The sequence below is a fragment of the Clostridium sp. CM037 genome (assembly GCF_055081095.1).
In genome coordinates this window covers 2,640,604-2,655,553 of sequence record NZ_CM143650.1, presented here as the reverse complement: position 1 = coordinate 2,655,553, position 14,950 = coordinate 2,640,604, and the positions used below count along the sequence as shown (strand labels likewise).

At 33.1% G+C, this 14,950-nt stretch carries 11 protein-coding genes; 10 read left to right on the top strand and 1 reads right to left on the bottom strand.

Annotated features, from left to right (window positions below; genetic code table 11):
* Nucleotides 1-207: 207 nt before the first annotated feature.
* Nucleotides 208-924 (bottom strand): SGNH/GDSL hydrolase family protein, encoded by a 717-nt coding sequence (locus tag ACWJKP_RS12915; RefSeq protein WP_165414043.1) that lies wholly within the window; start codon nucleotides 922-924, stop codon nucleotides 208-210.
* A gap of 444 nt (nucleotides 925-1,368) precedes the next feature.
* Between ACWJKP_RS12915 and ACWJKP_RS12910 the strand changes: the two genes are divergently transcribed.
* From ACWJKP_RS12910 to ACWJKP_RS12865, 10 genes are all read left to right on the top strand, one after another.
* Nucleotides 1,369-2,412 carry an aliphatic sulfonate ABC transporter substrate-binding protein gene (locus ACWJKP_RS12910; protein WP_462961202.1) on the top strand — a complete coding sequence of 348 codons (1,044 nt, stop codon included), beginning with the start codon at nucleotides 1,369-1,371 and terminating at the stop codon, nucleotides 2,410-2,412.
* Nucleotides 2,413-2,426: 14 nt separating this feature from the next.
* Nucleotides 2,427-3,266: an ABC transporter ATP-binding protein gene (locus tag ACWJKP_RS12905; protein ID WP_165414045.1), complete on the top strand. Its 840-nt coding sequence runs from the start codon at nucleotides 2,427-2,429 to the stop codon at nucleotides 3,264-3,266.
* Nucleotides 3,196-3,972 carry an ABC transporter permease gene (locus ACWJKP_RS12900; RefSeq protein ID WP_187351447.1) on the top strand — a complete coding sequence of 259 codons (777 nt, stop codon included), beginning with the start codon at nucleotides 3,196-3,198 and terminating at the stop codon, nucleotides 3,970-3,972. The genes ACWJKP_RS12905 and ACWJKP_RS12900 overlap by 71 nt, the downstream gene beginning before the upstream one ends.
* Before the next feature lie 29 nt (nucleotides 3,973-4,001).
* Entirely contained in the window at nucleotides 4,002-4,583 is a 582-nt protein-coding gene (gene cysC, locus ACWJKP_RS12895; protein ID WP_165414047.1) for an adenylyl-sulfate kinase, read from the top strand.
* A gap of 14 nt (nucleotides 4,584-4,597) precedes the next feature.
* The gene (locus ACWJKP_RS12890) at nucleotides 4,598-6,277 is read left to right on the top strand and encodes an adenylyl-sulfate reductase subunit alpha (RefSeq protein ID WP_462961201.1); all 1,680 of its coding nucleotides are present in this window, start codon (nucleotides 4,598-4,600) and stop codon (nucleotides 6,275-6,277) included.
* Nucleotides 6,267-6,581: a 4Fe-4S dicluster domain-containing protein gene (locus ACWJKP_RS12885; protein ID WP_165414049.1), complete on the top strand. Its 315-nt coding sequence runs from the start codon at nucleotides 6,267-6,269 to the stop codon at nucleotides 6,579-6,581. Before ACWJKP_RS12890 ends, ACWJKP_RS12885 begins: the two co-directional genes overlap by 11 nt.
* Before the next feature lie 12 nt (nucleotides 6,582-6,593).
* The gene (cysD, locus tag ACWJKP_RS12880; RefSeq protein WP_462961200.1) at nucleotides 6,594-7,394 is read left to right on the top strand and encodes a sulfate adenylyltransferase subunit CysD; all 801 of its coding nucleotides are present in this window, start codon (nucleotides 6,594-6,596) and stop codon (nucleotides 7,392-7,394) included.
* Nucleotides 7,395-7,412: 18 nt separating this feature from the next.
* The gene (locus ACWJKP_RS12875) at nucleotides 7,413-9,122 is read left to right on the top strand and encodes a sulfate adenylyltransferase subunit 1 (protein ID WP_165414468.1); all 1,710 of its coding nucleotides are present in this window, start codon (nucleotides 7,413-7,415) and stop codon (nucleotides 9,120-9,122) included.
* 238 nt (nucleotides 9,123-9,360) lie between these two features.
* A complete protein-coding gene (locus ACWJKP_RS12870) occupies nucleotides 9,361-11,061 on the top strand; it encodes an ABC-ATPase domain-containing protein (RefSeq protein ID WP_165414469.1) in 1,701 nt (566 codons plus the stop codon).
* Between the two features lie 263 nt (nucleotides 11,062-11,324).
* Nucleotides 11,325-14,753, top strand: coding sequence for a pyruvate carboxylase (locus tag ACWJKP_RS12865; protein WP_165414470.1), 3,429 nt, complete (start codon nucleotides 11,325-11,327; stop codon nucleotides 14,751-14,753).
* Nucleotides 14,754-14,950: the final 197 nt, after the last annotated feature.

Here is a 14,950-nt window from a genome sequence, read left to right as displayed (position 1 = left end):
TTTATAAATGAATTATATAAATTGTACCATGATTTTATGAAAATGCAAGTTTCATTTTAAAAAAAATCATATTTAACAAATTATACTTAATGAATTGTATTTAAAAAATAACAAAAGCAACAAAAATTGAAAGTTAATTTCCAATCTTTGTTGCTAAGGAATTATATGCTACGTCTGAATATATGTTCTATGAGCGTATCAACATTTTTAATGTTGTAATAAAAAGTTGTAGTTTTCTTTTAAAAATTTTAATATAACATTTGCTATTAATGATTGACCTTCAATATTGGGATGTATTCCATCTTTACATAAAAACTGACTATAGTCGCTGTACTTTAAAAACTCTGTGCGTACATCTATAAGAACAGTGCTAGTTTCAGCGGCTATCTCAGTAATGATTTTACTATATGAGTTATGCCAATTAAAGAGTCTATCCTTCGTGCCTAACCACTGTAAGATATTTTTTTCTGAAGTAGAATCTTCTTTTGTAATCCATTTAAAATACTTCAAAGGATCTAGTGGTGGCAACGTCATAAGTATAGGGAATATGTGATTAGTTTTTAATGTGTCTATCATTGTTAGTAGTGTTTCACGAAAGATAGAAATATCAGTATTAGGTCTGTATTCCATATCAGGATTTTTAGCGATGTCATTCCAGTTATAGTCACAGTCATTACCACCAAATTCTATTAACACTATATCAGGCGATTTTTTGATGACATCATTATACATCTTACGTGCGCCTCTCATAATGGTACTACCAAATTTACCAGCATTATATACTGGGCCTTTTATTTTATTTTCAATGATGCTCGTAAAGTTTTCTTTTAAAGTTGCGTATTTAGATCTTTCATCATCATAAATGATTCCCTTTGTAATAGAATCACCAAATGCTATAAAAATATAACTATCTTTTATTTCCATAATATACCTCCATGAAATTAAATTATAATCGTATAAATTGATTGAGCTAATTTATATATATTAATAATATATCATATGAATATAAATAATTCAATACGTAGTTATTGAAACTACGTATTGAATAAAAAACTTTGCTATCAATTAAATTATAACTAGCGCAGCTTCGAAGGGTTTAACAACTTCAGGAGGAGATTTATATTCCAACTGAAGTTTTCAATTTGTTATAGTATGCATCTTATTTGTTATAGTATGCATCTTATTTGTTATAGTATGCATCTTAATTGTATCCATTCACTTATAGAAGTGGAAGACATTTCTATAAAACATAGTAAACCTATTGACATTATAGGAAATGGAATATATACTTATATAAAATATATAGAAGAGGGAGACTTTCCTTTTGAAATGTTGTTAAAAGTGGGGATTTAAATAAGGAGAGATAAAATGAAAAATTCAAAGAGTTTTAAATTTTCAATGGTATTATTCATAGGTATTTTAATACTTGGGGGATTAGCAGGATGTTCATCTAAAAAAGTAGGAAATGATAATGTTAATCTTAGAGTTGGGTATTTTCCAAACATAACTCATTCACAAGCTCTTGTAGGACGCGCACAGGGAAGTTTTCAAAAGGCCGTCGGTGGAAAAAACAAGATAGATTGGAGATTATTTAATGCAGGGCCAGCAGAAATAGAAGCACTTTTTGCAGAAGCTATTGATATAGCATATATAGGGCCTGGTCCAGCTATTAATGGATATGCAAAGTCCAAAGGCGACATTCAGATTATTGCAGGGGCAACCGACGCAGAAGCAATATTTGTATCTAAAAAAGGAACAATTATTAAAAATATAAAAGATTTAAGTGGCAAGAAAATCGCAGTTCCACAGTTTGGTAATACACAAGATATAACACTTCGAAATATATTATCTGCGAATGGGCTTAAAGACACGACAAAGGGTGGAACCGTGGAAGTAAGGCAAGCAGCAAATGCGGATATTTTATCTCTGATGCAAAAAGGGGATATAGATGCAGCCTTAGTGCCAGAACCATGGGGTTCAAGATTTATTAAAGAGGCGAAAGCAAATATTATTTTAGATTATAAAGAAATATTTAGAAAAGGAAAATATACTACTGCTGTAGTAGTTGTTAGAACTGAATTTTTAAAGCAGCATCCACAAATTGTTGAAAATTTTATAAGAAATCATGTAGAAGTAACTGATTATATTAATAAAAATCCAGATAATGCTAAGGAAATAGTAAACAAACAAATTACTGAATTAACTAAAAAAGGAATACCAAATGATGTTTTAGATGCTGCTTTTAAGAGATTAACAATTACAAATAATCCGGAAAAGGACTCAGTAATTGATTTTGTTAAATATTCAATTTATGCAGGCTTCTTAAAATTAGAGCCAGATACTAAGGCGTTGTTTAATCTTAGTATTTTGAATAAAGTTTTAAAAGAAAAAGGGCAAGATCAAATCAAATAAAAGAGGTGATAAATTTGAGTCTTATTGTTAAGGGCGTAAGCAAAGAATTTGTTTCAAAACATAAAAAAACAAGCACACTTGAAAATTTTAATTTAGAGATAAAAAAGGGCGACTTCGTATGTATACTAGGACCGTCTGGTTGTGGGAAATCAACACTGCTAAATATTTTGGCAGGACTTGAAAAGGCCACTAAGGGCGTGGTTATACTTAATGGTAATGAGATAGCTGGGCCGGGACCAGATAGGACAGTGATGTTTCAGGAAGCTGCATTATTCCCATGGCTTAAGGTAATTGATAACGTAGAGTTTGGAATGAAAATGGCAGGTGTGACTAAGGAAGTTAGATACGAGAAGGCACTACATTATTTGAAAATGGTTCATCTTTCAAAGTTCCAGAATTCCTATGTTTATGAGCTGTCGGGGGGAATGAAGCAGAGAGTAGCACTCGCTCGCGCACTATCTCTTGACTGTGAAATACTTTTAATGGATGAACCTTTTGCGGCTCTTGATAGTCAGACTAAAATGATGTTACAACAAGAATTGCAACGCATATGGGTAAATACAAAAAAAACCATCATTTTTATTACTCACAACGCAGAAGAGGCAGTTTATTTGGCCAATAGAGTTGTAGTGATGGCAGCAAATCCAGGTAGAATAAAGCAGGAATTTATTATAGAGCTTGCAAGGCCAAGACAGATGGAAAGTTGTGATATTGCTTATTACACATCTAAAATAATGAAAGCATTAAAAGAGGAGGTGGAGAAGGTTGCAAAAGCAGAATACGATGGTGATTGGAATATTGAAGAAAATTCTGTTTTATATTCTTCTAATATTAATATGGGAGGCGATTTATAAAGTAGGAGTTGATATTCTAAGAATTTGGAGGCCTTATACGTTACCATCACCTATAGATGTTTTTGTGACTCTGGCAGTTCTAATAAAGGATAATACTATAGGGATAGCCATTGTTGCAAGTTTAAAGAGAATACTAGTGGGATATTTTATTTCAGTAGTAATTGGAGTTACTCTTGGGCTCACAATTGCTAAATTTAAATATTTAGAAAAGAACCTGGGCCCATTAATTTTAGGCCTTCAGACATTGCCAAGTATTTGCTGGTTGCCGTTTGCGATTTTATGGTTTGGGCTTAGTGAGAGTTCGATTATTTTTGTAATTGCAATTGGTTCCACATTTGCGGTGGCAATATCAGTTAATTATGCAATAAAAAATGTTAATCCCTTATATATAAGAGCTGCAAGAACGATGGGAGCTAAGGGTAGTAAGATCTATACTCAGGTAATCCTGCCGGCAGCGTTGCCGGATATAGTTAGTGGATTAAAGCAGGGATGGTCCTTTGCATGGAGGGCCCTAATGGCTGGGGAAATGCTTTCGTCTACAAAGGGGCTTGGTCAAGTACTAATGGTAGGAAGAGATTTAGCAGACATTAGCCAGGTTGTAGCAGTAATGATAGTGATAATAATTCTTGGGTTATTTGTTGATAAACTTGTTTTTTCAAGATTAGAGAAAAGTATGAGACATATTTGGGGTCTTGATAGGGTCTAGTTTTTAAAAATTGATGGAGGTGAAGTTAAATGAGTGCAGAAAATCTAACCTGGCATAATACGGTTGTAACCCGTAGGCATAGAGAAACCACACTTACACAAAAATCTAAGTTATTATGGTTTACTGGGTTATCAGGTTCTGGAAAGTCTACAGTGGCAAACGCTTTAGAGATAAAATTAGATTATCTAGGAAAGTCAACTTATCTATTAGATGGTGATAATATTCGCCTTGGCATAAATTCAGATCTTGGATTTTCTATAGAGGATAGAAGTGAAAATATTAGGCGAATCAGTGAAATTGGAAAGCTATTTGTAGATGCAGGACTAATAACTATTGCTTGTTTCATATCCCCACTTAAAGAAAACCGTGAAATGGTAAGAGCAACCCTTGGTGAAGATTTCATTGAAATATTTGTAGATTGCCCACTTGGCGAATGTGAGAAAAGAGATCCTAAAAATCTATATAAAAAGGCGAGACTCGGTGAAATTAAAGAGTTTACAGGAATAACTTCACCTTACGAAAATCCAGAAAACCCAGAAATTGTGATAAATACAAAAGAGCAAACTATAGATCAATGTGTAGATAAAATATTAGATTATTTAAAGCTATAGTTTAGGAGGTTAAGATGAAGCTAGAAATGAAAACTTTGGTAGCAGATATATTAGTTGTTGGTGGAGGCACAGCCGGATGTTATGCATCACTTACTTTAACTAAGAGAGAAGACATAAGCATTCTAGTAGTGGACAAAGCTAATATAAAAAGAAGCGGATGTCTAGCGGCAGGAGTTAATGCAATCAATGCCTATATTAACAAAGGATATACCCCAGATGACTTCGTAGATTATGTTAAAAATGAAGCTGAGGGAATAATAAGGGAAGACCTGGTATATTCTATTGCTAAAAATTTAAACAAAGTTACAAAAAATATGGAGGGACTAGGGCTTACAATCTTAAAGGATTCACATGGCCAATATGTTACTCGTGGCAAAAGAAGCATTAAAATCAATGGGGAAAATATAAAACCTCTTCTTGCAAATGAGGTTAACTCAAAGAAAAACATAAAGGTTTTAAACAAGGTAAATATAATAGATTACATTGTTAAAGATGAAGTGGTTATAGGTGCTTATGGTTTCCATATAGAAAAAAATATTTTTTATGTGATTTATGCAAAGGCAGTTATTTGCTCCACCGGTGGAGCTTCAGGCCTTTATAAACCTAATAATCCTGGATTTTCTAAACATAAGATGTGGTATTCACCTTTTAATACCGGAGCAGGGTATGCAATGGGAATAAGAGCAGGCGCTGAGATGACATCTTTTGAAATGAGGTTTATTGCGCTTAGATGTAAGGACACCATAGCACCTACAGGCACTGTGGCTCAAGGTATTGGTGCTAAGCAAATTAATGCTTACGATACGGAGTATGTGCAAAACTATGGGAGACCTTTAACTATTACACGATTATTTGCAACTGTAGAGGAAAATAAAAAAGGCTTAGGACCTTGCTATTTGAAAACTAAGGGCATTTCAAAGGAAGTAGAGGAAGAACTCTACAAGGCATATCTTAATATGGCTCCAGCACAGACTTTAAAGTGGATTGAAGATGGTTTGGGGCCTAGTACAGAAAATTTGGAGATAGAAGGTACAGAACCTTATATAGTAGGTGGTCACTCTGCTAGCGGTTATTGGGTGGATACAAAACGAGCTACTACTATCCCAGGATTATATGCAGCTGGGGATGTGGCAGGGGGAAGCCCTAAAAAATATGTAACTGGTTGTTTTGTCGAAGGTGAAATTGCAGCTGATGCCGCAACGAAGTTTATAAAAAACAAGAAAAATAAATTAATAGAGGAAGAAGAAATTTTATCTAAAGCTAAATTATTAGAAACTTTTCTTGAAGATAATGACAGTTTGTTTTCTATAAATGCTGTTGAAGAGGCTATGCAAAAGGTAATGGATGAATATGCAGGTGGTATATCTAAAAACTATGTTTTTAATTCTTCAAAATTGCGAATTGCAAGTGGTAAAATAGATGAGATTTTAGTGCTTTCAAAGGATTTGAGGGCCAAGGACATGCGAGAACTTTTGCAAATATTTGAAGTCATAGATAGGTTATATGTTTGCAAAGTTTTAATAGTTCATCTTCTAAAAAGAAAAGAAACCCTCTGGAAATGCTATGGAGATAATGCGGATTTTCCATATAAAGATGATGGTTTACTTAAATATATCAACACAATATATAAAGATGGAAAGGTTAAAGTTGTTTTTAGAAATTTAATAAAGCGAGATGAAATTTATGAGCATTAAAATAGATCCACAAAAATGTGTGGGTTGCGGAAAATGTATGGACGTTTGCCCGGGAAATCTTATATTTAAAAAGAATGACTCAAAAGCTTTTATAGAATACCCACAGGAGTGTTGGGGATGTTGTGCTTGCGTTAAAGAATGTCCTGCTATGGCTATAAATTATTATCTTGGAGCAGATATTGGAGGCAAAGGAACTTATTTAAATACAAAAAAAGAAAAAAATCTTCTTCATTGGCACATGTTTAGACCAAATAGTGAAGAAATCATTATTACAACAAATGTAGCAGAGGCTAACAAATATTAGGGAGGTAAAATTATGGATCATTTAGATACATTAGAAGCAGAAAGTATTTTTATATTAAGAGAATCCTATAAAAAATTAGGTAGGCTTGGGATGTTATGGTCAATTGGAAAGGATTCAACAGTACTGTTGTGGCTCGCTAAGAAGGCTTTTTTTGGACATTGTCCTTTTCCTTTTATTCATGTAGATACCAAACATAAAATACCTGCAATGATTGAATATAGAGACAAAATTGCTAAAGAGTTTAATATTGACCTTATAGTACACACGAATGAGGAAGCTATAAAGAATGGTATGGGGCCACACTGCGGAAGACTTAATTGCTGCAAGGCACTAAAAACAGATGGCCTTCAACAGGTGGTTACAAAGTATGAATTTGATGGATTAATTCTAGGAATTAGAAGTGATGAGGAAGGTTCGCGGTCAAAGGAAAGAGTGTTTAGTGAAAGAAATAAGGATTCAGAATGGGATTATACTAATCAAGCACCAGAACTTTGGGACCAATTTAAAACTGATTTTCCAAAGGGGAATCATATTAGAGTTCATCCAATACTTCATTGGAGTGAAATTGACATATGGGCTTATATACAGAGAGAAAATATACCAATTATAGATTTGTATTTTGCTAAAGACGGCAAAAGATATAGAAGTCTTGGTTGCGCTGAGTGTACTGGTAAGATAGAGTCTACGGCTACGACTATTGATGAAATTATTGAAGAACTAAAAAACACTACAACAGGTGAACGCGCAGGTAGAGCTCAAGATAAAGAGGATGCTTACGCAATGCAAAAGCTTCGTAAAGATGGGTATATGTAAGGGAGGGGTTTATTACTAATGGAAAATACAAGAGAAGTATTAAGAATAGTTACGGTGGGACACGTAGATCACGGCAAGTCTACAGTAATTGGAAGATTGCTTTATGATACAAAGTCATTGCCAGAAGGTGCAATAGACAGAGTTAAAAAAATTGCTAAAGAAAAAGGTAAACCATTTGAATATGCATACCTATTAGATGCTTTTGAAGAAGAACAAAAACAAGGAATAACAATCGATACAACTTCTCTTCAATTTCATACGGACATGCGGGATTATGTAATTATAGATGCTCCAGGACATGTAGAGTTTCTTAAAAACATGATCACAGGGGCAGCCAGCGCTGAAGCTGCACTTTTAATAATTGATGCGGAAGAAGGAATTCAAGAACAATCTAAAAGACATGGTTATATACTTTCTCTTTTAGGGATTAGACAGGTGTGCGTTGTAGTTAATAAAATGGATCTTATTGATTATAGTCAGGAAAAATTTAATGTTATAAAAAATGAAATGAATGCTTTTTTAAATAATCTAAATGTACACCCTATGAGTTATATCCCTATATCAGCATTTTACGGTGAAAATTTAACTTCAAAATCCGATAAATTATCTTGGTATAAGGGAGAAACTGTGCTTGAAGCATTAGATTTATTTACCCAAGAAACAGGCCTCGAAGCAAAACCTCTAAGATTACCTATACAAGATGTATATAAGTTTGATAATAGGAGAATAATTGCAGGAAGAGTAGAGGCAGGTACACTTAATATTGGGGATGAGATTCTTATTTCACCAGAAAATAAAACTACAAAAGTTAAAACTATTGAATATTTTGTAGAAAAAGATAATGTAAAAACTGTAAGTGCAGGTATGTCTGTAGGTATTACTTTTGAAGATGAATTTTTTAATAAAAGAGGAGAAATAATCTCTCATAAAAAAAATACACCTATTGTCTCAAATATTTTTAAGACCAATATATTTTGGATGGGGAAAAGCAATTTTGTAAAAGGTAGGAAATATAAGATAAAGCTTGTAACTCAAGAAGTGGAATGTGAAATTGTATCGTTTAATAAAGTTATAGATGCAACTACTTTAAGTACTTACGAAAATGCACTTGAGGCAAAAACTAATGATGTAGCTGAAGTTACTATAAAAACAAAGGAGAATATATGCTTTGATAAATTTTCAGATAACCAAAACACTGGTAGATTTGTAATAGTGGATGGTTATGATGTAAGTGGTGGTGGAATTATTTCGGGCGCTATTGATCCTGATGAAGTAACGGTGACTAGCTTTATTAAAGATGGAATTAAGATTCCAATAAATTGTTTTGATGAATATTATTATGATATTAAAACAGCAGAAGTTAAAAAGAACTTGTCAAAAGTCGTGCAATATAATATTTGTGATAATGTACCTTTCCTTGGACAAAGTTATGATTTTAAAGAAAACTTCGATGTAATAGTATTAAATGCTAGCATTGTTGCTAAAATAAGAGCTGGTAAGTTAATGGATGTTATCTCAATAGATAAGTATTCTTATGAGGCCGTAGTCACTATTAATGAAAATGGGTTTGGTATCAATATAGGCGCTGATAAAGATTTATTGGACTATATCGCTGATTACGAAAAAGGCATTAACGATATTTTTGCAAATAAATGGCTTAATTTCACTAAATATAGAACTATAAAGTTTAGAGATATTATAGAAGAAATAGTAGAATACGAGATTTAAATCAAAAAGGAGGGGTATAATCCTCCTTTTAATTTATGAAAAAAATAACTATTTTTATCGAATTTTACATGATTATTGATGCAACAAATAAAGATGTGTATAATTAATATAGGTGTATTAATTAATAAGACATTGTATTGTAGATTATAAGTTACTAAACAAAAAATCCATAGTTTAGTAGCTTTTTTATATTATAAGAAAGTGAAATTTACTTTATAAAGAATAAGAGGAGAGTTTAATGAAAAGTTTGGAGTTGTTAAAAAAAGAACTAGCTAGAATTGATGGGAAAAGTTATAGGTTGTACAAGGAGTTAGAGGGAGAGTATGATTTTGGGGGTTTTGCACTTTGCATAGATCATGTTCAAGGTGATCCTTTTGCATCACCATCAAGAATTAGGGTAATAGTAAATCAGAGGGTTGCTAAATTTCCAAAGGAGACTTTTGATAATAAAATAAAAAATATTGCAGTAGCTGATTATTTAACAAGAGAATTTTATTCTAATATAAATAAGTGCTGCGTAAAAGTTTTTGGATCTGGGAAGAGTGGATTAATAGCTATAAGCAAATGTCCACAAGAGATACTAAATAGAACTTCAATAATTATAGATGAGGATAAAATAGAAGCAAGGTTTTATGTTGGATTTCCAGCGAGAGGAAGAAGCGTTTTATCAAGAGAGCTTGAGAAAATTTTGTATAATGTTATACCAAATATTGTAGAGAGAACTTTAATATATAAAAATATTAATAGTGAAAAATTAATAAGCAGAGTAAATTTAGTAGAAGATCAAGAGCATATAAGAAGGTCGCTTGCAAGTAGAGGGCTAGTTGCATTTGTAGCCAATGGATCAATGCTGCCGAGAGAAAGTGGAATATCTACAAAAGCATTAAAAGCTGGCATGGTATTTGCCTCACCAAAGGAATTAGAAGTAGAGTTTAATACAAAGAGCCGTGGCAAAATTTGTGGAATGGGAATAAAAAAAGGTATAACGCTTATAGTAGGTGGAGGATATCATGGTAAATCAACATTATTAAAAGCAATAGAGATTGGAGTTTATAATCATATTGAAGGTGATGGTCGCGAGTTTGTTATAACAGATGAATCAGCTTTAAAAGTAAGGGCAGAAGATAGTAGATGCGTCACTAAAACGGATATATCACTATTTATAAGTAACTTACCTAACGGGAAAGACACTGTAGAATTCTCTACGCAGAACGCAAGTGGGAGTACATCACAAGCGGCGAGTATTATTGAGGGGATAGAAAGCAGCGCTAAGGTATTTTTAATAGATGAAGATACTTCAGCTACTAATTTCATGATGAGAGATGATTTAATGCAAAAATTAGTTTGCACAGAAAAGGAACCAATCACACCGTTTATTGAAATAGTGGGATCTTTATATAACCAGAAAGGTATTTCAACAATAATGGTAGTAGGAAGCTCTGGAGATTTTTTTGATGTAGCGGATTCTGTAGTGCAGCTTGATAATTATGAGGCCAAGGACGTCACAAAAAAGGCTAAAAAGCTAAGTAGTGGTCATATTACAAAAAGAATTAACGAAAGAAATTTAAAAATAGATATCTCATTTAACAGAGTAGTTAAAGCCGGAACTATTTCACAAGGAGAAAGGGGAGTTAAAATCAAAACAATGGGGCTCAATATATTGTGTATAAACAGAGATGACATAGATTTAAGAGCTGTAGAGCAAATAGTTGATAGTGAACAAGTAAATGCTATAGGCACAATTATGAAATGGGCAGAGGTAAATATTATGAATAAGGGCTTAAGATTTGAAAGTATGGTTGATGATATAATTTGTAAAATAAAGAAAAATGGGTTAATATCCATGGATAAATTAAAAGGTGGAAGTGGAAACTTAGCCATGGCGCGAAAGCAAGAAATAATGGCAGCGTACAATAGATACAGAAACTTAAAAATATAAAAAATTGATGCGGATAATTCTGCAATCCGTTTAGTAACATTATTGGCTACAAATGAAGACACTGTTAAGTCATTTATTGAAAAATTAAGATTAGTTAATATTTAGATTAGGATGGAGATAACTTACAGGTGTCATCTGTAAGTAATTGAGTGGATAGGGGAGACTATTGCAATATAATATTTATTTTATTGCATTTTTTTTAAAAATCCTGTATTCTTATGAATAATGAAGTAGATTAAAGGCTAAAACAGGGGGTAACAAACGTGAAAAAATTTAAACGAGTACTAGTAGCAAACAGAGGCGAAATTGCTATAAGAATTTTTAGAGCTTGTAATGAACTTGGGATTCGTACGGTGGCAATTTATTCCAATGAAGACAAATATTCACTTTTTAAAACTAAGGCAGACGAAGCTTATTTAATTGGAAAAAACAGAAGTCCTGTTGAGGCATATCTAAATATTGAGGAGATAATCAGTATTGCGCTTAAAAAAGGTGTAGATGCAATTCATCCAGGGTATGGATTCTTATCAGAGAACCCTGAATTCGCGAAAAAGTGTGCTAAAGCAGGTATTGAATTTATTGGACCTACAGCTGAAATGATGGATAAACTTGGAGATAAGATTAAATGCAAAATTGTGGCAAAATCATTAGGAGTTCCTACGATACCTGGTTATGAAAAAGAAATTGAAACAGTAGACATTGCAAAGAAACTCGCAGGGGAATGTGGATATCCTATTATGCTAAAGGCAGTTGCTGGCGGCGGCGGACGAGGCATGAGAATTGTAAGAAATGAAGGCGAATTAGCTTCTGCTTATAGAAGTGCTAAAAGTGAAGCAAAGAAAGCTTTCGGTATTGATCATTTATTTATAGAAAAATATTTTGAAAAGTCTAAACATATAGAAGTACAGGTTCTTGGAGACAAGTTTGGTAATATTGTTCATTTATTTGAAAGAGATTGTTCTATTCAAAGAAGACATCAAAAGGTTGTAGAGTACACCCCAGCTTTTTCAATATCAGAAGAAAAAAGAAATGAAATCTGCAATGATGCCTTAAAAATAGCTAAATCAGTAAGTTATAGAAGTGCTGGAACTTTGGAGTTCTTAGTAGATACTAATGGAAATCATTATTTTATAGAAATGAACCCTAGAATTCAAGTTGAACATACCGTTACAGAAATGGTAACAGGTATTGATATAGTTCAAAGCCAAATACTTATAGCAGAAGATTACGCTTTAAATTCCTCTAAAATAGGAATTTCGTCTCAAGAAGATGTTGTGCTTCGAGGATATTCTATTCAGTGCAGGATAACAACAGAGGATCCTTCTAATAATTTTTCACCGGATACTGGGAAAATAGAAGAATATAGAACCGGTTCTGGCTTTGGAATAAGGCTAGATGGCGGTAATGGTTTTGCTGGGGCGGTAATTACCCCTTACTATGATAGTCTTTTGGTAAAAAACATATCATGGTCTAGAACTTTTCAAGATGCTATAAGGAAATCTATAAGAGCCGTGGAGGAAACTAGAATTACAGGTGTAAGGACTAATATAGGTTTTCTAATTAATGTATTAAATCATCCTACTTTTTTGAGGGGCGAATGTAATACAAATTTTATTGAAGAAAATCCAGAATTAATATCCATTGCACCTAAGGAAGATGAAGAAGGTAGAGTGCTAAAATTCATTGGAGATAAAATGGTGAATGAAGTAAGTGGCATTAAAAAGCTTTATGATGTGCCGGTAGTTCCTAAAATCATAATGCCAAATAAACTTAGTGGGACAAAACAGATTTTAGATATGCAGGGTACAGAGGGTCTTTTAAAATGGATTAAAAATCAAAATAAATTACTAATAACAGACACCACAATGAGAGATGCTCATCAATCTTTAATGGCAACTAGAATGCGAACAAAGGATATGTTAAAGATAGCAAGTGCTACCTCTGTTTATGGAGGAGATTTGTTTTCTCTTGAGATGTGGGGAGGCGCTACTTTTGATGTAGCATATCGCTTTTTAAATGAATCTCCTTGGGAAAGATTAACAGAACTACGATCGAAAATTCCTAATGTGCTTTTCCAGATGCTGTTACGTGGAGCAAATGCGGTAGGCTATAAGAATTATCCGGATAATATAATTCGTGAATTTATTAAAGAATCTGCAGCTACAGGCATTGATGTTTTTAGAATTTTCGATTCTCTAAATTGGCTAAAAGGAATGGAAGTTTCAATAGATGAAGTTATTAAAAGTGGTAAGGTTGCAGAAGCTTGCATTTGTTACACAGGAGACATCTTAAATGATAAAAAAGATAAATATAATTTGGATTATTATATTAAGCTAGCAAAGGAAATTGAGAAAACAGGTGCTCATATTTTAGGAATAAAAGATATGTCAGCACTGCTTAAACCTCATGCTGCGTTTAAGCTAATAAGTGCACTAAAGCAAGAAGTAGGAATGCCTATTCATCTTCATACCCATGATACTACAGGAAATGGAGTTGCTACAGTTTTGATGGCGGCTCAAGCAGGCGTTGACATTGTAGATACTGCTTTTAACAGTATGTCAGGGCTTACAAGTCAGCCAGCTTTAAACTCAGTTGTTGCAGCGCTTAAGAATACCGACAGGGATACTGGGATAGAACTCAAAGGAATTCAGGGAATTTCAGATTATTGGGATGCAGTAAGACCAGTTTATGACCAATTTAAATCAGAGTTGAATTCTGGTTCCGCTGAAATTTATCGATATGAAATTCCAGGAGGTCAATACTCTAACCTTAAACCACAAGTAGAAAGTTTTGGACTTTCACATAAATTTAATGAAATTAAAGAAATGTACAAAGAAGTAAATGAAATGGTAGGGGATATTGTAAAGGTAACTCCATCCTCTAAGATGGTTGGAGACTTTGCAATATTTATGGTTCAAAATGACCTTACACCAGAAAATATATATGAAAAAGCAACCAATATGTCTTTCCCAGATTCAGTTGTATCATACTTTAAAGGAATGATGGGTCAACCAATGGGAGGATTTCCAAAGAAACTTCAGATATTAGTTTTAAAGGGTGAGAAACCAATTACATGTAGACCGGGTGAATTACTTCCTGATGAGGATTTTAGCAAGATAGAGAAACATTTAATAGAGAAATTTAATATTGCTCCAGATAAAAAAGATATATTAAGCTATTCATTATACCCTGAGGTATTCGATGGCTACATAAAATATGTTAAGGAGTTTGGAGATTTAAGTAGAATCGGAAGTGATGTGTATTTCCACGGGCTCAATGAGGGTGAAACCTGCGAAGTCGAAATTGCTGATGGGAAAACTTATATGATAAAGTTGCTTCACATTGGTAGCTTGGATTTAGAAGGTAACAAAGTTCTTGTTTTCGAGGTGGATGGAAATAGACGCGAAATAAAAATAAAGGATAGAAACAATAAAGCGTTGCAAGATTTCCAAGGACCACAAATGGCAGATTCATCAAATCCTTTAGAAATCGGAGCACCTATACCAGGAACTGTTTTAGCCATTCTTGTAGCAGAAGGAGATACAGTAACTGAAAATCAACCATTAATGACAGTGGAGGCTATGAAGATGGAGACAAGGGTAAGCACCAGTGTAACAGGTGTGGTTGAGTCAATTAATGTTATAGAAGGACAACAGGTAAAGGCTGGAGAACTTTTAATAAATTTAAAATAGCTTAGAAAAATTAGCAAATAAAATTCAAATAAGAGTAAGAAAAACACTAAAGTTATTAAGCCTTAGTGTTTTTCTTATTCTTATTTTTTTGTTGATTAGAGTTTAATCCGCAGCAAACTAATTTATGTATTTTAGGAAGATATTTACATAAAAGATGATATTGGTTATTGTGGTCGAATATAGATTATAAGACATGA